The sequence below is a fragment of the Dermatophilaceae bacterium Soc4.6 genome, from assembly GCA_039889245.1.
Classification (GTDB): Bacteria; Actinomycetota; Actinomycetes; order Actinomycetales; family Dermatophilaceae; genus Lapillicoccus.
Genome location: JAZGVH010000002.1, coordinates 488,896 through 509,135, shown reverse-complemented (window position 1 = coordinate 509,135; position 20,240 = coordinate 488,896). Strand labels below are relative to the sequence as shown.

The 20,240-nt window shown below is 72.3% G+C and carries 16 protein-coding genes; 10 read left to right on the top strand and 6 right to left on the bottom strand.

Going from position 1 to position 20,240, the window contains the following annotated elements:
- Positions 1-20 precede the first annotated feature (20 nt).
- Both rbfA and truB read left to right on the top strand, forming a co-directional pair.
- Positions 21-509: a 30S ribosome-binding factor RbfA gene (gene rbfA, locus V3N99_02440; protein MEO3935595.1), complete on the top strand. Its 489-nt coding sequence runs from the start codon at positions 21-23 to the stop codon at positions 507-509.
- Positions 499-1,428 (top strand): tRNA pseudouridine(55) synthase TruB, encoded by a 930-nt coding sequence (gene truB, locus V3N99_02435; protein ID MEO3935594.1) that lies wholly within the window; start codon positions 499-501, stop codon positions 1,426-1,428. Before rbfA ends, truB begins: the two co-directional genes overlap by 11 nt.
- A gap of 13 nt (positions 1,429-1,441) precedes the next feature.
- Here truB and V3N99_02430 read toward each other — a convergent pair whose 3' ends face one another.
- Both V3N99_02430 and V3N99_02425 read right to left on the bottom strand, forming a co-directional pair.
- A complete protein-coding gene (locus tag V3N99_02430) occupies positions 1,442-2,755 on the bottom strand; it encodes an MFS transporter (GenBank protein MEO3935593.1) in 1,314 nt (437 codons plus the stop codon).
- Positions 2,752-3,321 (bottom strand): helix-turn-helix domain-containing protein, encoded by a 570-nt coding sequence (locus tag V3N99_02425; GenBank protein ID MEO3935592.1) that lies wholly within the window; start codon positions 3,319-3,321, stop codon positions 2,752-2,754. The genes V3N99_02430 and V3N99_02425 overlap by 4 nt, the downstream gene beginning before the upstream one ends.
- Positions 3,322-3,496: 175 nt before the next feature.
- On the opposite strand from V3N99_02425, the gene V3N99_02420 reads away from it, so the two are divergent.
- The gene (locus V3N99_02420; protein MEO3935591.1) at positions 3,497-4,954 is read left to right on the top strand and encodes a DUF222 domain-containing protein; all 1,458 of its coding nucleotides are present in this window, start codon (positions 3,497-3,499) and stop codon (positions 4,952-4,954) included.
- A gap of 32 nt (positions 4,955-4,986) precedes the next feature.
- Here V3N99_02420 and V3N99_02415 read toward each other — a convergent pair whose 3' ends face one another.
- Positions 4,987-6,096, bottom strand: coding sequence for an SAM-dependent methyltransferase (locus V3N99_02415; protein ID MEO3935590.1), 1,110 nt, complete (start codon positions 6,094-6,096; stop codon positions 4,987-4,989).
- 107 nt (positions 6,097-6,203) lie between these two features.
- Here V3N99_02415 and V3N99_02410 point away from each other — a divergent pair, with 107 nt between their 5' ends.
- Entirely contained in the window at positions 6,204-7,163 is a 960-nt protein-coding gene (locus tag V3N99_02410) for a bifunctional riboflavin kinase/FAD synthetase (protein MEO3935589.1), read from the top strand.
- Between the two features lie 156 nt (positions 7,164-7,319).
- Here the strand turns inward: V3N99_02410 and V3N99_02405 are convergent, their stop codons facing one another.
- Positions 7,320-8,252, bottom strand: coding sequence for a LysR family transcriptional regulator (locus tag V3N99_02405; GenBank protein MEO3935588.1), 933 nt, complete (start codon positions 8,250-8,252; stop codon positions 7,320-7,322).
- A gap of 87 nt (positions 8,253-8,339) precedes the next feature.
- On the opposite strand from V3N99_02405, the gene V3N99_02400 reads away from it, so the two are divergent.
- From V3N99_02400 to V3N99_02380, 5 genes are all read left to right on the top strand, one after another.
- Positions 8,340-9,263, top strand: coding sequence for an EamA family transporter (locus V3N99_02400; protein ID MEO3935587.1), 924 nt, complete (start codon positions 8,340-8,342; stop codon positions 9,261-9,263).
- Between the two features lie 153 nt (positions 9,264-9,416).
- Positions 9,417-11,297: a long-chain fatty acid--CoA ligase gene (locus V3N99_02395; protein MEO3935586.1), complete on the top strand. Its 1,881-nt coding sequence runs from the start codon at positions 9,417-9,419 to the stop codon at positions 11,295-11,297.
- A gap of 77 nt (positions 11,298-11,374) precedes the next feature.
- On the top strand, positions 11,375-12,133 hold the full coding sequence (locus V3N99_02390) for an ABC transporter ATP-binding protein (protein MEO3935585.1): 759 nt from the start codon (positions 11,375-11,377) through the stop codon (positions 12,131-12,133).
- Positions 12,108-13,760: a hypothetical protein gene (locus V3N99_02385; protein ID MEO3935584.1), complete on the top strand. Its 1,653-nt coding sequence runs from the start codon at positions 12,108-12,110 to the stop codon at positions 13,758-13,760. The genes V3N99_02390 and V3N99_02385 overlap by 26 nt, the downstream gene beginning before the upstream one ends.
- Positions 13,761-13,830: 70 nt before the next feature.
- Entirely contained in the window at positions 13,831-15,843 is a 2,013-nt protein-coding gene (locus V3N99_02380; GenBank protein ID MEO3935583.1) for a TIGR03960 family B12-binding radical SAM protein, read from the top strand.
- A gap of 16 nt (positions 15,844-15,859) precedes the next feature.
- Here the strand turns inward: V3N99_02380 and V3N99_02375 are convergent, their stop codons facing one another.
- Positions 15,860-17,725 carry an NHL repeat-containing protein gene (locus tag V3N99_02375; protein ID MEO3935582.1) on the bottom strand — a complete coding sequence of 622 codons (1,866 nt, stop codon included), beginning with the start codon at positions 17,723-17,725 and terminating at the stop codon, positions 15,860-15,862.
- A 378-nt stretch (positions 17,726-18,103) separates the two neighbouring features.
- Here V3N99_02375 and V3N99_02370 point away from each other — a divergent pair, with 378 nt between their 5' ends.
- A complete protein-coding gene (locus V3N99_02370) occupies positions 18,104-19,606 on the top strand; it encodes a cryptochrome/photolyase family protein (protein ID MEO3935581.1) in 1,503 nt (500 codons plus the stop codon).
- Between the two features lie 18 nt (positions 19,607-19,624).
- Here the strand turns inward: V3N99_02370 and V3N99_02365 are convergent, their stop codons facing one another.
- Positions 19,625-20,158, bottom strand: coding sequence for an NUDIX hydrolase family protein (locus V3N99_02365; GenBank protein ID MEO3935580.1), 534 nt, complete (start codon positions 20,156-20,158; stop codon positions 19,625-19,627).
- Positions 20,159-20,240 lie beyond the last annotated feature (82 nt).

Genomic DNA, 20,240 nt, shown 5'->3' with positions numbered 1-20,240 from the left:
CACCCAGGCAGGAGCACGCCATGGCCGACCCGGCACGCGCCCGCAAGGTCGCCGACCGCATCAAGGTCGTCGTCGCGGAGTACCTCGAATACCGCATCAAGGACGAGCGGCTCGGGTTCATCACGATCACCGACGTCCGGGTCACCGGTGACCTGCAGAACGCCACCGTCTTCTACACCGCCTTCGGCACCGCCCTCGAGCAGCAGGACACCGCGCGGGCCCTCGAGACCGCCCGTGGGCGGATCCGCTCGGCGGTCGGGCAGCAGCTCGGCATCCGGCTGACGCCGACCCTGGCCTTCATGCAGGACGCGCTGCCCGAGGGTGCGGCGCACCTCGAGGACGTGCTCGCGGCCACCATCGCGGCCGACCTCGAGCTGGCCAAGGCCCGCGAGGGCAAGGTGCACGCGGGGGAGGCCGACCCGTACAAGAAGCCGGTGGTCGACGGTGACGACGAGGCCGAGACCGAGGCCGTGAGCGGCGGCGAGCCCGCCGGGGACGATGGTCGCTGACGGACTGCTCGTCGTCGACAAGCCGGCGGGCTGGACCAGCCACGACGTCGTGGCCAAGGCCCGCTGGGTCTGCGGCACCCGCAAGGTCGGACACGCCGGCACGCTCGATCCCTTGGCGACCGGGGTGCTCGTGCTCGGCATCGGCCGCGCCACCAAGCTGCTGACCTATCTGGTCGGCTGCGACAAGGCCTACACCGCGACCATCCGGCTCGGGCAGGCGACAGTGACCGATGACGCCGAGGGCGAGGTCACCGCGACCGCGTCGGCTGCGGGCGTGACCGAGGCCTCGGTGCGGGCCGGGATCGCCGCCCTCACCGGGGCGATCCAGCAGGTGCCCTCGTCGGTCAGTGCGATCAAGGTCGACGGCAAGCGCTCGTATGCTCGGGTGCGCGGTGGCGAGGCGGTCGCCCTCGCGTCGCGGCCGGTCAGGGTGTCGCGCTTCGGGGTGCTGGCCCTGCGCGCCGACGACGCGCTCGACGTGCTGGACGTCGACGTCGACGTGGAGGTGTCGTCGGGCACGTACGTCCGGGCGCTGGCCCGCGACCTCGGTGCTGCGCTCGGGGTGGGTGGGCACCTGACCGCCCTGCGCCGCACGCGCGTCGGGCGCTTCGGTCTCGACGTCGCGCAGCCGCTCGACCGGCTCGTCGCCTTGGCCGAGCAGGCCGTGGCGGTGGGGGAGCCGCGCGGCGGTGGCCTCCCGGTGGTGCCGATGGGTGTGGCTGCGCGGGCGCAGTTCGTCGTGCACGCGGTGAGTGCCGACGAGGCGCGGACCATCGGCTACGGGCAGCGGATCACGTCGGCGCTCGTGGGTGAGCCGGTCGTCGCGGCGATCGGCCCGGACGGTGACCTCGTGGCGATGCTGGACGAGACGCGGGCGCAGGCGCGGTCGTTGGTGGTCTTCCCGGTCGCGACCGCGTGACCGTGGCGCAAGGTCAGGTGGCGCATGGGCTCGGCCGCCGGCCGAGCTCGCGCCAGGTGGGGCCGATCGCCGGCAGCATCGTCACGGCGAGGTAGCCGACCCCGCACGACACCAGGGCGACCTGCAGACCCCACACATCGACGAGCAGGCCTCCGAGGAGGCCGCCCAGGGGCATCAGACCCCAGGCCATCGAGGTGACGAGGGACGAGACCCGACCCACGAGAGGGGCAGGGATCCGCTCGAACTCGACGGCGCCGATGATCGGGTTGATGAAGCCGGCGGCGAAGCCACCCAGCCCGAAGGTGACGAGCGCGACCCAGATCGGCGTGTCGTAGGCCAGGACGAGGAACCGCGGGAGACCGGCCACGAGGAACGCCCCGAGGTAGACCGCGTGGCGGTGCAGCCGGGCCGCCCAGACCGCGGCGGAGAGCGCGCCGAGCGCGGCCAGCCCGCCGAAGACCGCAAGCAGCAGCCCGAGGGCCGCGGCCCCGCGCGTGCTGTCGATGGCCCACACCGGAAGAAGTACGGAGACCCACGCCTGGTCGATGAGGTTGGTCATCGCCACCATGACGGCGATCCCGAGCAGCAGCCGGTCGGTGCGCAGGAAGTCCCATCCGGCGCGCAGCTGACCGAGGTAGGAGAGCGACTCGGGGTTGTCGAGGTTGTCGGGGTTGTCGAGGTTCTCGGGGCTGCCGAAGCCGCTGTCGTTGCTCGCACTCAGTGGTGCCGCGATGCCCCACAGCAGCACCCCTGCGGAGGCGGCGAAGCTCCCCGCGTCGACGTACAGGGCGTTCGCCGGCCCGGTCGCCGCGACGAGCAGACCCGCGATGATCGCCCCGGTCATCGTGGCCGTGCGCTCTGCCGTGCCAGCCAGCCCGGTGACCCGTTCCATGGGGACCCTCGCCGTGGCCGCCACCACCGGAGCCAGCGCGTTCTTCGCGGCGTCACCCGGCCCACGCAGGGCCCCGGCCAGTGCGACGAGGGCGAGGAAGGCGACGAAGGGGAGCCGGCTGGCGGCATACAGGATCGGGACGGAGCCGACGACGATCGTCGAGCCGAGATCGCAGGTGACCGCGACCCGGCGGGCGCCGAGACGGTCGATGACCGGCCCGCACAGGGCCTTGAGGGCGATGAGGGGCACCAGCTCGGCGAAGGCGACGAGGCCGGTCCGGGTCGCGCTGCCGGTCGCTGCCAGCACGAAGAGCGGGATGGCGATCATCGACACCCGGGTGCCCGTGATCGAGATGACGTCGGCCACCAGCCAGCCGACGAGCGGTCGTCGGCGGGCGCCCGTCTCGAGCGTCGCGCTCGGGGCGGTGGTGGTCATCGGTCACCCCCGAGCTGGCCGGGTCGGACGAAGCCGTTGACGTTGACGACGTAGGACGCTGCGTCGTCTCCCACCTCGTCTTCGGTCGACTCGATGACCTCCTGCAGCCGCTCGAGCAGGCGGGCCGCTCCAGCCGGGCTGATGCGCAGGCGCCAGTCGCTGTAGGTGACCACCTCGCGCCAGGCGCGGGGGAGCAGGGGCAGCTCCTCGACACTGCGCTGGAGCTGCTCGGCGTAGATCGTGGTCACTGCCTGGAGGTAGGCCTCGTTGGTGTCGTTGGCCTCGACGTCGTCGGGTGGCGGGTTCGCGGTGCGGGTGCTCGCGGAGGTCGCCCGCCACCAGCGGTCGCGGCCGTTGCCGCGCTCGGTGTCTTCCTCGATGAAGCCGTGGGTGGCGAGCTGGCGCAGGTGGTAGGACGTCGCACCGGTGTTGAGGCCGAGCGCCCGGGCGAGGCTCGTGGCCGTCGCCGCGCCGTCGACCCGCAGCATGCCGAGCATGCGTAGGCGAGCCGGGTGCGTGAGCGCCTTCAGCTGCTGGGGGCTGGGAGTGACGGAGTCAGTGGGCATGATGGCAAAGGTATCTCTGCAAAGAGATGTTTGCAATAGAACCTGTGAAAGGGGAGTGACGCCTGTGGTTCGTGTGAAAAGCGTTGACCCACAACGACGGTCGTGTCGCACGTGATCGGGCCGTCCGTCGGTGGCTTGTCGGTGGCTTGTCGGTGGTCGGACCTACGTTCGGATCATGGACAGGGAGATCGAGGTCGGGGGCGGCGGCGCCGGCGCGGTGGCTCGTGCCGCTGGCCACCGCGCCGCCCGTGACGCCGTCTGCCCCGAGCGCCTCCACCAGCTGGCCACGCAGCTGGAGCGCGAGGCCTTAGCGCGGCTGTCTACCCTGGGCGACGACGGACTGCGAGCGGTGCTCGGCCAGGTGGGGCGCGCTCGAGCGGCCCTCGCTCGTCTGGAGCTGGCCTGTGTCGGCGAGGTGCTCGGGCGGGAGGCTGCGTCTACCCGCGGGTTCTCCGTCGTCGACTGGGTGGGGCAGGCGCAGGGGCAGTGGGCGCCGCTTCCCGACCCCCGAGACGTGGCGGCCGTGGTGACGGTCGCCCAGGCGATGGCCGAGGGTCAGCCTGGCCGTGACGCCCTGACCGCAGCGGTCGAGGACGGGCGGCTCTCCGTGACGAAGGCCGCTCAGATCGCGCGCTGGACCAAGGACGTAGGCGGCGTCGCCGACGATCACGACCTCCACGCGACGTTGAGCAGCGTGATCGAGCTGGCCGGTGACGACCTCCCCACCGAGGGTGTGGCGACTGAGAACGGGGACGGCGCTGCAGTGACGTCGTGGCCAGGTCGGTCCCGCGGCTTGTCGACGGCCGAGCTCGCCCGCTTCCTGAGTCGGGCGAGTCGGCTGATCAAGCCCGCGCGTGACATCGAGGACCTCGAGCGGGCACAGCGGCTCGCCCGTTCGCTCGTGAAGTCGCAGGGGCCGGCCGGGATGAGCGTCTACCGCCTCCAGCTGGACCCAGAGGGTGTGGCGCTGCTCGACGCGGCCGTGGCGGCGCTGTCGGCGCCGGTTGCCGGTCTTGCCGGTGAGCGCGACGCCCGGCGGCCCGCCACGCGTCGGGCCGACGCCCTCTTGACCCTCGTCGAGCGGGCCGTGGCAGCCGGTAGCGGAGGGGTCGGCACTGGCGCAGGGGGAGGGGCTGGTGGGGGCGCGGGCGGAGGAGTCTGCGACCGCGAGCCACCCGCCGGGCCGGTCCCGGGCACCGGCGACCGGGCGCAGGTGGTGGTCACGATCGCCTACGAGTCCCTCCTCGAAGGACTGCGCGGCGCTGGGGTGACGCTGGGTGGAGAGGTGCTCTCGCCCAGTGTCGTGCGCCGGATGGCCTGCGACGCCCGGATCCTGCCGATGGTGCTCGGAGGTGACGGTCAGGTGCTCGACCTCGGTCGGGGCCGGAGGCTCTTCAGCCCGGCTCAGCGGCTGCTGATCAGGCGCCGGGATCGTGAGTGCACCTTTCCCGGGTGCACGGTGCCGGCCACCTGGTGCGACGTGCACCACGTGCGCTGGTGGTCTCGAGGAGGCACGACCGACCGCTCGAACGCCGCGTTGCTGTGCCAGCGACACCACACCGTCGTCCACGAGCGAGATCTTGAGGCCACGGTCACGCCCAGCGGCGTGTCGTGGCCGACCGGATACGGGTGAGGGCCCGGTCGGCACCCGGCCGGGGTGCGGGCTCAGCTCTTGCGGGCCACGATCACGTCGCGGTGGATCCCGGCGTCGACTCGGTGTGCCAGGCCTCGGTAGGGCTCGGTGTCGCACACGTCGAGCCCGGCCCCCGAGCACAGCTCGGTGAGCTCGCCGCGGCTCAGGCCGTGGGTGTTCCACGCCAGGCCCAGCGCCCCGCCGGCGCGCAGCACCGACGACCAGACGGGGAGGGCGGCAGCCAGCAGGTCACCGGGGGAGCGGTCCCGCCCGGCGCCCGACCGCGAGCCGTGGGCGACACCGTAGGGCGCGTCGGTGACGATCGCATCGACCTTGCGTCGACCGAGCAGCTCGGCGGTCTCGAGGGTGTCTGCCGCCCACATCGACAGGTGCTGGCGCTCGCCGGCCTTCCATGCCTCGACGTCCGGGTGGAGCTGGGCGGTGAGGTGGTCGGCGACGTGACGACCGTTGCGGCGCAGGGGATCCAGCGAGATGGTGTGCTTCAGCCGCTTGCGCCGCAGCCAGGTCGTCAGGAAGGCGGCGTAGGCCTCGACCTCGCGTCGCTCCCGCTCCACCCCGTAGGCGTCGTGGCCCAGCGCCAGGGCCCAGCTGAGGGTCGTGCCCCGCCCGGCGAGGGGGTCGAGCACCGTGAACCGGTGTCGCCCCAGCCGGTCACCCCAAGCGGTCGAGGCCAGGGTGACGTTGATCAGCGCCCGGGTGAACTGCTCGTTCGTGCGGCCGGGGTACTTCGGGATGGTGAGCAGGTCATCGTCGAGGTGCTCGGTGCGGGTGAGCTCGAGCGGGCGCAGCAGCTCACCCTCCCGCGCGAAGAGCGCGTGGGCGGCGGAGAGCTGCCCGAGTGCGGTGAGGGGCTCGGTGAGTGGTTGGAGGGAATCGGTGCGCGGCTCGTCGTCAGGCGCTGCGTCGAGCTCGGTCTCGAGCTCGGTCTCGAGCTCGGTCTCGGTCTCGAGGTCGACCTCGAGGTAGTCCACACCGGCCAGCCTGACCGGTTCCACCGAGCGCACCGGCGCCCCCACTCCAGCGGCGGCGAGCACCGCGAGCTCGTGGGCGACGACGCCCGGGGCGTTGCCGGCATACACGCGGTTGCTCGAGGGGGTGAGGAGCAGCAGGAAGCGGGTCACGGCGCGTCAGCCTAGACGGCGCCCGCCCGGTGGCGGGCCGCCCATGGTGCGCTGACTCACCCACCTCCGGCGTCTCACCACGCCTGCGGACTTCGTAGAGTGTGACCGTGCACGTGTGGAGCAGCCTCGACGACATCCCGACCGAGCTCGGTCGCACCGTGGTGACCCTCGGCAACTTCGACGGCGTGCACAAGGGCCATCGGGCGGTGCTCTCGCGTGTCGTCGAGCGGGCCACCGCCCTGGGGCTGACGTCCGTCGCGGTCACGTTCGAGCCGCACCCGATCGCGGTGCTCTACCCCGAGCGGGCCCCCCAGATGCTGCTGTCACTGACCCAGCGCACCGACCTTCTGGCTCAGACGGGTCTCGACGCGACGCTGGTGCTGACCTTCACCCAGGAGTTCGCGCAGCTGACCCCCGCGGACTTCGTCGCGCAGGTGTTCGTCGATGCCCTGCACGCCGATGTCGTCGTCGTGGGCAAGGACACCCGCTTCGGGGTCCGCAACACCGGCAACGTCGAGACCCTGCGGGCGCTGGGTGAGTCGCTCGACTTCGAGGTCGTCGCGCTCGAGGACATCGGCGAGGGTGCCCGCTGGTCGTCGTCGATGGTGCGCGGCCAGCTCGCCGAGGGTGACGTCGAGGGGGCCGCCGACGTCCTCGGGCGTCCGCCCCTGCTCGCCGGCACCGTCGTGCACGGCGACCACCGCGGCCGCGAGCTCGGCTACCCCACGGCCAACCTCAGCCCCGCTGTCGAGGGCCTCGTGCCGGCCGACGGTGTCTACGCCGGCTGGCTGACCCGGCTGGGCCAACCCGTCGGGTCCACCGACCGCACCCTCCCTGCGGCGGTGTCGATCGGCACCAACCCGACCTTCGACGGCACCGAGCGCCGGGTCGAGGCGTACGTGCTCGACCGCACCAACCTCGACCTCTACGGCGAGCGGGTCACCTACGAGCTGGTGCGTCGGCTGCGGCCCACACTGCGCTTCGACGGCATCGAGCCGCTCGTGGCCCAGATGGAGACCGACGTCGCGCAGTGCCGAGAGATCCTGAGCTCCATCGTCCCCACCTGAGGTCGTGACGCCCATCGCCGGCAGGGCTGGCGGGTCAGGGGGAGTCTCGTCCTCGCGTCGGAGACAGACGCAGCGGTGGCATCTGGGGGCGCGAGCCGGTGTACCGGCTGATCACGGAGAGCGTGGTCGAGACCGGGGCCAGACGTCGTCCCGCGGTCACCCGCTCCCCGCGTCCGACGGGGGGAGCAGCCCCCACGCCGGGGCCGAGTGGACGAGCAGCCGACGCAGGTGGGTGACCGTGGGACTGGCTCCCATGCTGCGGCGCCACGTGACGCTGACGGTGCGGGTGACCTGGGGCTCGACGGGCAGGACCACGACCCCGGCCGGGAGGGTCTCGCGGCCCAGGCGGGGGATCAGCGACACCGCCGCCCCGTGCTCGACCAAGGCGATGTGCGAGCTGAACTCCGCGGCCCAGTAGGCGATGCGGGGCGCCTTACCGGTCTCCTGGAACAGCCGGGTCAGCCACTGGTGGCAGACGCTGCCGACGGGAGCGCACGCGAAGACGTCGTCGCGCAGGTCGTCGGGTGAGACGTGCGGGCAGTGCGCCAGGCGGTGGTCGGCGGGCACGAGCAGGTCGGCGACGTCGAGACCGACCACCTCGCGCTCCAGGTGGTCCGGCATCGTCGGCCGCAGGTCGCCCCAGTGGTGCACGAGCGCAAGGTCCACGCGTCCCGCGGCCACGAGGTGGACCGCCCCGGGTGGGTCCTCCTCGACGACCTCCAGGGCGATCCCGCAGGCGTCGTCGGCAAGCCGCCGCAGCAGGGGGGCGACGACCCCGCGCACGGCGGTCGAGAAGGCTGCCATCCGCACCCGCCCGCCCACCACCCCGTGCCCGGCGGCGACGTCGGCCTCGAGCGCCTCCATCGAGGCGAGCAGCTCGGCGCCCCTCTCGGCGAGGTGGTGGCCGGCCTCGGTGAGCATGATGCCGCGGCCGTAGCGCTCGACGACGACGGTGCCCGCCTGTCGCTCGAGCTTCTTCAGCTGCTGGGAGACGGCTGACGGGGTGCAGTGCAGCACGTCGGCCGCCGCCACCACCGACCCGTGCTCACGGACGGCGGTGAGGGTGCGCAGCAGGGCGAGATCGATCACGACTCAGTCAACCATGCAGCCCTGCTTCATGGTGGCACCCACGACATGTCGCTGGTGCTAAGGAGTCTTGGGGCTGATGATGGAGGCGTGCCCCGTCGCCATGCCGCTCTCGCCATCCTGGTCGCGGTCGTATGGGGGGCCAACTTCGTCGTCATCGACGCCGGGTTGGGTGACCTGCCACCCTTGACCTTCGTGGTGCTGCGCTTCCTGCTCGTGCTCGTGCCCGCCATCTTCCTCGTCCCGCGACCGGCGGTGCGGTGGCGCGACCTCGCGGCGGTCGGGCTGCTGATGAGTGCGGCGCAGTTCGGCCTGCTCTACTCCTCGCTCGCCCTCGGGATGCCCCCCGGCCTCGCCTCGCTGGTCCTCCAGGTGCAGGTCGTCCTCACGGTCGTCATCGCTGCCCTCACGATCCGCGAGCGGCCAAGCCGCACCCAGCAGCTCGGCGTCCTGGTCGGTCTCGTCGGGTTGGGCATCGTGGCCCTCGGCCGCGGCGCAGCCACCCCCGTCCTCGCCCTGGCTCTCTGCATCGCGGCCGCGCTCGCCTGGGCCGCCGGCAACGTCGTGGCTCGCCGCGTCGGCACGTCCTCCGGGCTCGGGCTCACTGTCTGGTCGGCGCTCTTCGTGCCCCTACCCCTCCTGGCTCTCAACCTCGTCGTCGACGGCCCCCAGGCGATCGTCACCGGTCTCAGCCACGCCGGCTGGGCGACGCTGCTGTCGAGCGCCTACACGGCATACCTCTGCTCGCTGTTCGGCTACGGGGTGTGGAACTCCCTGCTGGCCCGGCACCAGGCGTCGGCCGTGGTGCCCTTCACCCTGCTCGTGCCGGTGAGCGGCATCGCGACGGCCTGGATCGCGTACGGAGAGCGGCCCGGCGTCGCGTCCGCCGTGGGTGGGACCGTGCTCATGGCCGGGGTGGGCGTCACCGTGCTGGCCGCCCGCCGCCGTGCCCGCAGTGTGGTCCCGCCCGCGGTGGACACGGTCGTCTCGGCGCCGGCCTCGGTGGCTCGCTGAGCCCGCTGGGCGACGCTGCCGGTGTCGGTCTGGTGTCGAAACCGACGAATTCCGGGGGCGACCTACCGTCGGTCGCCACACCTTGTCAGGATGGGCTCACCTGACGACGGCGTCGGTCCGATGCGGTCGCCCCCAGTGCGAGGAGAGTGTGGCGTGCCCCAGCTGTCGGTAGTGGACGAGGTCGTCGACGAGCAGATCCTGGCGGGGCGGGCCCCGAGCCTGGCCCGGCTCTTCCGTGACCGCGTCTCCAGCAGCGGCACCCGGGTCGCCTTCCAGTTCTTCCGGCCCGGCGTCGGCGGCCAGGAAGACCTGGTCGACCTGACCTGGGACGAGACCCGAGGCCGGGTCGACGCGCTCGCCGCTGGCCTCGTCGCGCTGGGGATCGCCGCCGAGGACCGGGTGGCGATCGCCGCCGGGACCCGCATCGAGTGGGTGCTGGCCGACCTCGCCATCATGACGGCGGGCGCCGCCACGACCACGATCTACCCGTCGTCCAACGAGGAGGACGTCGCCTACATCGTCGCCGACTCCGGCAGCCGGGTCGTCTTCGCCGAGGACGCCGAGCAGGTCGCCAAGCTGCGCCACTTCCGCTCCGAGCTGCCCGAGCTGATGAAGGTCGTCACCCTCGAGCCCACCCGCGCCCCGAGCGAGGCCGAGGCCGGCGACGACTGGGTGATCGGTGTGGACGACCTCGCCGACCTCGGGCGTGGCCTGCTTGCGCAGGACCCGACCCGGCTCGACGAGCGCGTGGCCGCGATCACCCGTGACACCCTGGCGACGATCATCTACACCTCGGGCACGACCGGCCGCCCCAAGGGAGTGCGGCTGACCCATGACTCCTTCACCTACATGGCCGCGGCCAGCGCGGCGATGGGGGAGATCAAGGCCGACGACCTGCAGTTCGTCTGGCTGCCCCTGTCGCACGTGTTCGGCAAGGTGCTGATCGCCGTCCCGTTGCAGATCGGCTTCACCACCGCCATCGACGGGCGCATCGACAAGATCATCGACCACCTCTCGGTGATCCGGCCGACGTTCATGGGCGCTGCGCCCCGCATCTTCGAGAAGGCCCACGCGCGCATCACCTCGATGTTCGCCGCCGAGACCGGAGTCAAGAAGCAGCTGATCGACTGGTCGCTCGCCACCGCGCGCAAGGGCCTCGACGTCCGTGAGGGCGGCGAGGAGCCGGGCCTCGTCCTGGCGGCCCAGCTCGCGGTCGCCGACCGTCTCGTCCTGGCGAAGGTGCGGGAGCGGTTCGGCGGCCGGATGCGCTTCATGATCAGCGGCTCGGCGCCCCTCAGCCCCGAGATCGCCCGGTGGTTCGGCTCGGTCGGTCTGCAGATCACCGAGGGGTACGGACTGACCGAGACCGCGGCGGGCTGCACGATCAACCGCGCCGGCACCGGCCGCTGGGCATACGGCTCCGTGGGCTGGCCCCAGCCCGGCACGCAGGTGCGACTCGCCGACGACGGCGAGATCCAGATCAAGGGACCCGGCGTGATGCGCGGCTACCACAACCTGCCCGAGGCGACGGCGGAGGTGCTGGACGCCGACGGCTGGTTCAGCTCCGGCGACATCGGCACCCTCGACGAGCGGGGCTTCCTGCGTATCACCGACCGCAAGAAGGACCTGTTCAAGACCTCGGGCGGCAAGTACATCGCCCCGTCGATGATCGAGTCGCGGTTCAAGGCCCTGTGCCCCGTGGTCGGCCAGTTCCTCGTGCACGGCGAGAGCCGCAACTTCGCCAGCGCCCTGATCACCCTCGACCCCGACGCGATCACCGCCTGGGCCGCGGGCCACGGCATGGCCGGCCGGCCGTACGGCGAGATCGTCGCCTCACCCGAGGTGCGCGCCCTCGTGCAGGGTTACGTCGACGAGCTCAACGCCGGGCTCAACCGCTGGGAGACGATCAAGAAGTTCGTCATCCTCCCTCGGGACCTCTCGGTCGAGGACGGCGACCTCACGCCCAGCCTCAAGCTGCGTCGACGGGTCGTGGTCGACAAGTTCCGCGACGAGCTCGACGCGCTCTACCGCTGAGGCGCTGGCCGCCGTCTCCTGGGGGAGAAGGGGGTCAAATCGGCCCTCACCGGGTTCCCGTCTGACAGACTGCACGGGTGGGCAGGCGCAGCGGCGGGGGCACCGCGGGCCCGCCGGGCCCCACCCCCGACGGCCCCCAGGGCCTCGACGTGGTGCACCTCGTCGTGCGATTCGGGTCCGTGGTCGCGGTCGACGACGTCACGCTGTCGGCCTCGGCCGGCCGGGCGACGGCGCTGCTCGGCCGCAACGGCGCCGGCAAGTCCACCACCCTGCGGGTCGCTGCCGCGGTCGTGCCACCGAGCGGGGGTCGGGTCAGCGTGTCGGGCGTCGACGTGACGGCCGATCCGCTGGGCGTCAAGCACCTCGTCGGCTACTGCCCCGACGTCGGCGGCCTCGTGCCCCGCGCCACTCCCTGGGAGCACCTGGAGCTGAGCGCCCGCCTGCGTGGGCTGAGCGGCTGGGAACCCCGCGCGCGCGACCTGCTCGACCGCTTCGACCTGCTCGAGGTGGCTGACCGCGTCACCGGCGGTTTCAGCCACGGGATGGGGCGCCGCACCTCGGTGGTGCTGGCCGCGCTGCACGAGCCCCGGGTGCTGCTCCTCGACGAGCCCTTCGACGGGGTCGACCCGACCGGGGTCGACGCCACCCTCGACGTGATCGCCGAGGCTCGCGGCCGTGGAGCGACGGTGGTCGTCTCGACGCACCTGCGCGACCTGGCCGTGCGAGCGTGCGACGACGCGATCGTCATGCGCGCAGGGCGGGTCGTGGCCCTGGTCGGGGCCGACGAGCTCGAGGGCGAGGAGGGGGAACGTGCCTACCGCGAGCTCCTCAGCTGACCTCGGTCTGGTGCCGCCCCCGCCCCGCGGGGGCCCGCTCGTCGGGCTGCCGCCGCAGCAGCACCCGTCTCCACCGAGCCCGCTCCGGGCCCTCGGGGTGCTGGCGCGCTTCCGGTGGGCGATGCTTCCGGGCCCGGTGCAGGTGCTGGGGCTGCTCGTCGGCGTCATCGCCCTGTCCCTCGAGGTCCTGCTGGTGGTGGGCGCTCACCGCCTGCGGTCCGACCCGGGCACCCTGACCTCCGTGACCTCCCTGACCAGCGCCGGCTTCTCGGCGCAGACCCTCGTCGCCACCCTGCCCCTGACCTTCGCGGCCTTCCTGCTGACCGTCACCGCGGCAGCCCTGGGGTCCGGGGGCGGGCGTGAGACCCTGCCGGCCGACCAGGCTGTCGCCCTGCCGATCGGCTCCTCGACCGACCACCTCGCCGCCCTCGGCTGGGCCCCGCTGACGCTGGCGTGGGTCGTGCCCGCAACCGCTTTGGCGGCCTCGGTGTCCTTCGCCGCCCGACACGACGTCGTCGCGGGCGAGGCGGTCGTCGTGTTGTGGCTCCTGGCTGTGACCGCGGCCGCTCAGCTGCTCGCCTGGCTGGTCGAGAGCCTGCGCAGCACCCGCCACGGGCCGCTGGCGGTGCGCCTCGTCACGGCAGCGGTGGTGCTTGTCGTGGCGGTGACCTTCTGGCAGGGACACGCCCACACCGTCGTCCGCGCCGTGGGGGGCGACCTCCTCGCCGCCCTGGTGAGCGCGGGCGACGACGGCCACTGGGCAGTGTGGTCCCTCGGTGTCGCCGCACTCGCCGTGGTGCTGCTCGGCGCCGTGCGCCTCGGCGACCGCGCGGCCGCCGCAGCCGCCCGCCGCGCGCCGCGGGCCCAGGCCGCACTCGAGACCAGACGACACCCCTTGCGCCCCGCACGCACGACCGAAGGGGCCCTGCGCCGCCTCGACCGGGCCGGCGTCTGGCGCTCGGTCCCGTTGCGCCGGGGCCTGGGCCTGCTCGCCCTCATCCCGGTCGTCGTCGCCGTCACCGGCCGGGTCCAGTGGGGGTCCCTGCCGTTGCTGCCGGGCTTCTTCGGCCTCGGCGGCGCGCTGCTCTTCGGGGTCAACGCGCTCAGCCTCGACGCGGCCGGTGCCTGGTGGCGCGAGTCGCTGCCGGTGCCGCCGGACGTGCTCCTGCGGGTGCGGACCAGGGTCGTGCTCGAGGTGGTGCTCCTCCCCTCGGTCGCCACGCTGATCGTCGGTGGGGTGCGCTCCGGCCCCCCGCCGGGACCCACCGCGGTCCTGGCCGTCCTGGGGTGCACCCTCGTCGTCGTGGCGCGGGTGCTGGCGTCGGTCATGCGGTGGTCGGTCACCCGTCCCTACGCCGCAGACCTGCGCCGGCCCCGAGCCACCCCGGCCCCGGCGGGGGCGATGCTCCTCTACTCGCTGAGGCTCACGGTGCACGGTGTCCTCTACGGCACGCTCTTCGCGGCCCTCAGTGCGATCTCGGCGCACTGGGCCTGGGCCCTTCCGGTCACGGTCGGCCTGAGCGGGCTGCTGGTGGTGCCGTCGGTGCTCAGCCTGCGCCGCACCCGCCGTCTCTGGCTCGACCCGGTGCGCCGGGCCGCCGTGGTGCGCACCGTCGGCGCCGTCTGAGCACCCACGACCCGCCGCCGACCTGCGGATGCGGGTTGGTGCGGCGACGGGGTCGGCCTACCCTTGGGCCATGCTCACCACCCGCCGCCCCGGAGACTCGCTCTTCACCGACCTCGAGCCGCTGCTCGAGCGCGTGAGCAAGCCGATCCAGTACGTCGGCGGTGAGCTCAACTCCACCGTCAAGGACTGGAACTGCGGCGGCCACGGCCCCGATGGCCAGGAGCTGACCACTCGCTGGGCCCTGATGTATCCCGACGCCTACGAGGTCGGCGTCCCGAACCAGGGCGTCATGATCCTCTACGAGGTCCTCAACGAGCGCCCCGACGCCCTCGCCGAGCGCACGTATGCCGTGTGGCCCGACCTGGAGGCGCTGATGCGCGAGCACGGCGTGCCGCAGTTCACCGTCGACGGCCACCGCAGCGTGCGCGACGTCGACGTGCTCGGGGTCTCCTTCGCGACCGAGCTGGGCTACACCAACATGCTCACGGCCCTCGACCTCGCGGGCATCCCCCTGCACGCGGCCGACCGTGGCGACGACGACCCCATCGTCCTCGCCGGTGGCCACGCCGCCTTCAACCCCGAGCCGGTCTCCGACTTCATCGACGCCGCGGTCGTCGGCGACGGCGAGCAGGCCGTGCTCACCATCACCGACGTCATCCACGAGTGGAAGGCGCAGGGTCGCCCCGGCGGTCGCCACGAGCTGCTGCTGCGCCTCGCCCGCACGGGCGGGGTCTACGTCCCGTCGCTGTACGACGTGTCCTACCTCGCTGACGGGCGCATCCAGCGCGTCGCGCCCAAGCCCAGCGCGTCCGGGGTGCCGTGGCGGGTCTCGAAGCACACGATCATGGACCTCGATGCCTGGCCGTACCCCAAGCAGCCGCTGGTCCCGCTCGCCGAGTCCGTGCACGAGCGGATGTCGGTCGAGATCTTCCGCGGCTGCACGCGTGGGTGCCGCTTCTGCCAGGCGGGCATGATTACCCGCCCGGTGCGCGAGCGCTCGATCACGGGTATCGGCGGGATGATCGAGCGTGGTCTGGCCGCAACGGGATTCGAGGAAGTGGGTCTGCTCTCGCTCTCCTCCGCCGACCACTCCGAGATCGCCGAGCTCACCAAGGGTCTGGCCGACCGCTACGAGGGCACCCAGACCGGGCTCTCGCTGCCGTCCACCCGGGTGGACGCCTTCAACATCGACCTCGCCAACGAGCTGACCCGCAACGGACGACGATCCGGGCTGACCTTCGCCCCCGAGGGCGGCTCGGAGCGGATCCGCAAGGTCATCAACAAGATGGTGACCGAGGAAGACCTCATCCGCACGGTCTCGGCGGCCTACGGCGCCGGCTGGCGGCAGGTCAAGCTCTACTTCATGTGCGGTCTGCCCACCGAGACCGACGAGGACGTGCTGCAGATCGCCGAGGTCGCGAAGCGGGTCATCGAGACCGGTCGCAAGGTCTCGGGGCGACGCGACATCCGGTGCACCGTGTCCATCGGAGGGTTCGTGCCCAAGCCGCACACTCCGTTCCAGTGGGCCTCGCAGCTCGGCGTCGAGGAGACCGACGCGCGGCTGCACAAGCTGCGCGACGCCATCCGCTCCGACAAGCGCTACGCCAGCTCGATCGGCTTCCGCTACCACGACGGACAGCCCGGTCTCGTCGAGGGACTGCTCTCGCGCGGCGACCGTCGGGTCGGCAGGGTCATCGAGGCGGTCTGGCGCGACGGCGGGCGCTTCGACGGCTGGAGCGAGCACTTCTCCTACGAGCGCTGGATGCGCTGTGCCACCGAGGTGTTCGCCTCCGCGCCGGACTGCGAGGCCGTCGACGTGGCCTGGTACACCACGCGCGAGCGCGAGCAGGCCGAGGTGCTCCCGTGGGACCACCTCGACTCCGGTCTCGACAAGGACTGGCTCTGGGAGGACTGGCAGGAGGCCCTCGACGAGACCGAGGTCGAGGACTGCCGTTGGACCCCGTGCTTCGACTGCGGCGTGTGCCCGCAGATGGGGACCGAGATCGAGGTCGGGCCCACGGGCAAGACCCTGCTCCCCGTCACCGTCCTCGGGGCCGGGCGCACGCAGATGCTCGAGTCCTAGCCGCCCCGGCCGGGTGCTACGCCAGCGAGAAGGCGAGCACCCGGTCGTTGTTGGTGTCGGCGACGTAGAGCAGCCCGTCGGGGCCGACCGCCAGGCCCTGGGGGTCGTAGAGCGGACGACCGTCCCACACGTCGGTCGGGGTGGTCTCCGCCACCAGGACACCCTGGTCGTCCATGACGACGATCCGGTTGTTGCCGGCGTCGGTGGCGTAGATCAGGCCGTCGGGACCGACCCGCACACCCCAGGGGCTGCGGAAGGGGCGGGCGCTGCCCGTGGCCTGCAGGAAGCGTCTCCATACGCCACCGGTCGTGCGTCGGCAGAGGCCGAGGTTGTCGGCAACCCACACCGTGCCGTCGGGGGCGACGTCGATCCCCGAGCAGTAGCGCAGGCCACCGATGCTGCTGGCCGAGTCGGTTTCGGCAACCGTTCCGTGACCCGAGCCGTCGAGCACGTAGCGCACGATGCGCTTGTTGGGGCTGTCGGTGACCACGACGTCGCCGGCGGGGGTGAAGGCGAGACCGACGGGGTGGTGCAGCTCCCGCGTGCCGAACGCGGCGGCCCGGTGCGACGACCCGTCGGGATCGAGCACCTCGATGTCGTTGCTCTCGCGGTTGGCGACGTAGATCAGGCCGGACCGCTCCACCCGCACGTCGGTGGGGAAGGTGAGGGCTCCGGGGGTCGTGCGGTCACCTGTCATGCCGACCTGCTCGGCGTTGGTGCCGTCGAGGTCGCAGCGCACGATGGCCTGGCGCCACCAGTCGATGACGTTGACCTTGCCCGAGGCGTCGATGTCGAGACCCTTGGGCTTGTTGACCCCGTCGATCGGGGGGACCGCACCGAAGAAGCTGCGGGTCGGGCTGCCGGTCAGGTCGAACTCGTCGAGCCCGTAGCCGTAGAGGTCGCAGACGATGACCCGTCCGCCGTTGACCGCGATCCCCTTGGGCCCGATGAACTGCCCCAGACCGGTGCCGCTGCTGCCGAAGGCGAACAGGTAGTTGCCCGCGAGGTCGAAGACCTGGATGCGGCGGTTGTCTGAGTCGGTGACCCAGATCTTGCCCTCGGCGACGTCGATGCCGCGGGGGAGACCCTTGAACTGTCCGGGAGCCGACCCGCGGCCTCCGACCTTCCGCAGGATCGTGCCGAGCTCGTCGAAGATGACGAAGCCCTGCACGATGGCGTCGCAGACGATCACGTGGTGGCTGTCCGGGTCGACGACGAGCTGCCCGTAGTGCAGGTGCAGGTTCTCACCGAGGGTGCCGATGAACCGGCCGTCGGTGGTGAACTTGTTGATGCGGGTGTTGTTCAGGTGAGCAGCCTTGTCGGTCGCGTAGACCACCTCGACGCTCGCGCCGGTGTCGTCGACCCCCGGCCCCACCGCGACGTCGGTGACCCCCTTGAACTGGCCGGGGCCCGTGCCGCGCCCGCCGAACGACAGGATGGCGCCGAAGCGCTTGTCCAGCTTGGCGATGCGGTTGTTGATGGTGTCGGTGACGTAGAGGTTGCCGGCGGCGTCCATGCCCATGCCGCGACCGGTTGCGAGGTCGTCGATGCCGGGCACCCTCGCCTTGGACTGCTCGTAGTCGATCTGCCCGGTCACCCGGTTGACCGCGACGAGCCGGTAGCGCCCGTTGTCGTTGACGTACCAGTAGCGGTCGTCGGCCACGACGTCAGTGGGATACATGTCCGCGTAGGCCGCCCCGAGAACGACGTGGTCCAGGGCGAGCGCCGGGGCCTGAACCGCACCGGAAGGGCGGCCGGACGCGGCGCTGGCCGACGCTGCGGAGGCGGGGAGCACGGCAGCACCTGCGGTGACGGTGCCGGCGGCGCCGAGGAGGGCGCGTCGGGTCAGGCGTGGCCGGGGGCTGCGGGGCGAGGTGGACATCGAGGTTCCTCCCGTGCTGGCGGGGCTCGCCGTCGAACCCCGAGGTGCGAGCGACGGCTGAGGCCTCCCGCCTGCCCATCCTGCACCACGGTCCGCCGCCGTGAGCCGGTGTTGCACGCGAGATGGCGGTGTGCGCACGTGGGGTCAGCCCCTGGACAGGACGCGCACGCAGATCAGTCGCCCGGGCCGGCACGCTGGGGCCCGGTCCGGCAGGTCCACCAGGAGGTGGTGCCTGCGGTCCCCGGCCCGGCGGCGGGCGAGACGGCCAGCCGGGTCCCGAGGGGGGACCGCAGTCACGCGCTGGTGGCGCGCCCAAGGCCCCCGACGTCCACTCGGTGCCGGGCTGCGCGGGGTGGGCTCGCGGCATACGGTCGCAGGGTGCCGACCCAACCCGCGACCCGGTGGCTCTTCGGAGACCAGCTCGGGCCCCACTTCCTTGACGACCACGACGGACGGGTGCTGCTCGTCGAGTCGAAGCGGGTCTTCGCCCGCCGACGGTTCCACCGCCAGAAGGCCCACCTGGTGCTCTCGGCCATGCGGCACCGGGCCCGCGAGCTCGAGGGGCGGGTGCTGCACGTGGCCGATGGCACCTACCGGGACGCGCTGGCCCGGGTCGACGGCCCGCTGCAGGTGGTGCAGCCGACGAGCCGGGCCGCAGTCGGCCTGGTGCGGCGGCTGTCGGAGGAGCGCGACCTCGAGCGGCTCCCGGCCAGGGGGTTCGTGACCTCCCGCGAGGACTTCACGGCCTGGGCCCGCTCACGCGGGGAGCGTCGCCTGCTCATGGAGGACTTCTACCGTGATGCCCGTCGTCGCCACCACGTGCTCCTCGAGGGTGACGGGGAGCCGGTCGGTGGTCGGTGGAACCTCGACCACGACAACCGCGAGCCGGCCCCGAAGGGTCGCACGACCCTCGGTGTGGCGCAGCCCTGGTGGCCGGTCGAGGACGAGATCGACGAGCAGGTGCGCGCCGATCTCGACCGGTGGGAGGCCGACGGAGACGTCACCTTCCTCGGTGTCGACGCCCCGCGACGGTTCGCCGCCACCCGTGACGAGGCCCTGGCGGTGCTCGACGACTTCGTGGTCCACCGCCTGCCGGAGTTCGGCCCCCACGAGGACGTCGTGCTCGAGGGCGATGACTGGATGGCCCACTCCCTGCTCTCGGCACCGATGAACCTCGGTCTGCTCGACCCCCTCGAGGTCGTCTCCCGGGCCGAGCAGGCCTTCCGGGACGGCGACGTCCCCCTCGCGTCGGCCGAGGGTTTCATCCGGCAGGTGATGGGCTGGCGCGACTACGTCTGGCACCTCTACTGGCACCTCGGCGACGACTACCGGCACCTCAACCGGCTGGACCAGCGCGAGCCCCTCCCCGACTGGTTCGCCAACCTGGACGCCGAGGCGACGAATGCGCGTTGCATCTCGCACGCCCTCGCTGGTGTGCGTGACCACGGCTGGGCACACCACATCCCGAGACTCATGATCTTGGGAAACTATGCTCTCCAGCGTGGTTGGCGCCCGGACGAGCTCACCGACTGGTTCCACCGCGCCTTCGTCGACGGATACGACTGGGTCATGGTGCCCAACGTCGTCGGCATGTCGCAGTACGCCGACGGCGGGATCATGGCCACCAAGCCGTATGCCGCCGGCGGTGCCTACATCTCCCGGATGACCGACCACTGCCGCGCCTGTCCCTTCGACCCCAAGGTGCGGGTGGGCGAGAAGGCCTGCCCCGTCACGGCCGGCTACTGGTGGTTCCTCGACCGCACCAAGAGCGAGCTGGCGGGCAACTTCCGGATGGCGCAGCCCGTCAAGGGGCTGGAGCGGCTGCGCGACCGCGAGCAGCTGGTGGCCCAGGAGGAGCGCCGTGGGTCCGACCCGCCGTGACCTCTGGGCGGCGAGACCTCAGACCGCGAAGCCGAGGTGGGCCAGCGCCTGACGCAGGAGCACGCCGTGGCCGTTCTCCATCTCGCCGAGCGAGGCGAGCCGGCCGGCCTCTTCGGGCGTGACCCACGAGAAGTCGAGCGCGTCCTGCTGGGGGGCGCAGTCACCGGCCACCGGCACCACGAAGGCCAGCGACACCGCGTGCTGGCGGGGGTCGTGGAAGGGTGTGATGCCCGGGGTGGGGAAGTACTCGGCGACGGTGAAGGGCACCGGCGACACGGGGATGTGCGGCATGGCGAGCGGCCCGAGGTCCTTCTCGAGGTGACGCATCAGGGCGTCGCGGATGCGCTCGTGGTAGAGCACCCGCCCGGAGACGAGCTCGTGGTTGATCGCACCCTCGCTGGTGGCGCGCAGCAGCAGACCGATGCCGGTGAGCGCACCCCGCTCGTCCAGCCGCACCGGCACCGCGTCGACATACAGGATGGGTAGCCGGTCGCGGGCGTCGCGCAGCTGCTCGGCGGTCAACCACGAACCCTGGGTATCGGTCTCGGTCATGCCGTCGTTTCTACCAGCAGGCCGGGGTCTCTCCCCGGTCGGGATGGCCGGTCGCCCTCACCGTGCCCACCGGCACCCCCGG

Coding starts and splice junctions, on each gene's coding strand:
- V3N99_02380 (MEO3935583.1), top strand. CDS start 13,831: ATGCTCACCACCCGCCGCCCCGGAGACTCGCTCTTCACCGACCTCGAG.
- V3N99_02420 (MEO3935591.1), top strand. CDS start 3,497: ATGGACAGGGAGATCGAGGTCGGGGGCGGCGGCGCCGGCGCGGTGGCT.
- rbfA (MEO3935595.1), top strand. CDS start 21: ATGGCCGACCCGGCACGCGCCCGCAAGGTCGCCGACCGCATCAAGGTC.
- V3N99_02375 (MEO3935582.1), bottom strand. CDS start 17,725: ATGTCCACCTCGCCCCGCAGCCCCCGGCCACGCCTGACCCGACGCGCC.
- truB (MEO3935594.1), top strand. CDS start 499: ATGGTCGCTGACGGACTGCTCGTCGTCGACAAGCCGGCGGGCTGGACC.
- V3N99_02365 (MEO3935580.1), bottom strand. CDS start 20,158: ATGACCGAGACCGATACCCAGGGTTCGTGGTTGACCGCCGAGCAGCTG.
- V3N99_02425 (MEO3935592.1), bottom strand. CDS start 3,321: ATGCCCACTGACTCCGTCACTCCCAGCCCCCAGCAGCTGAAGGCGCTC.
- V3N99_02430 (MEO3935593.1), bottom strand. CDS start 2,755: ATGACCACCACCGCCCCGAGCGCGACGCTCGAGACGGGCGCCCGCCGA.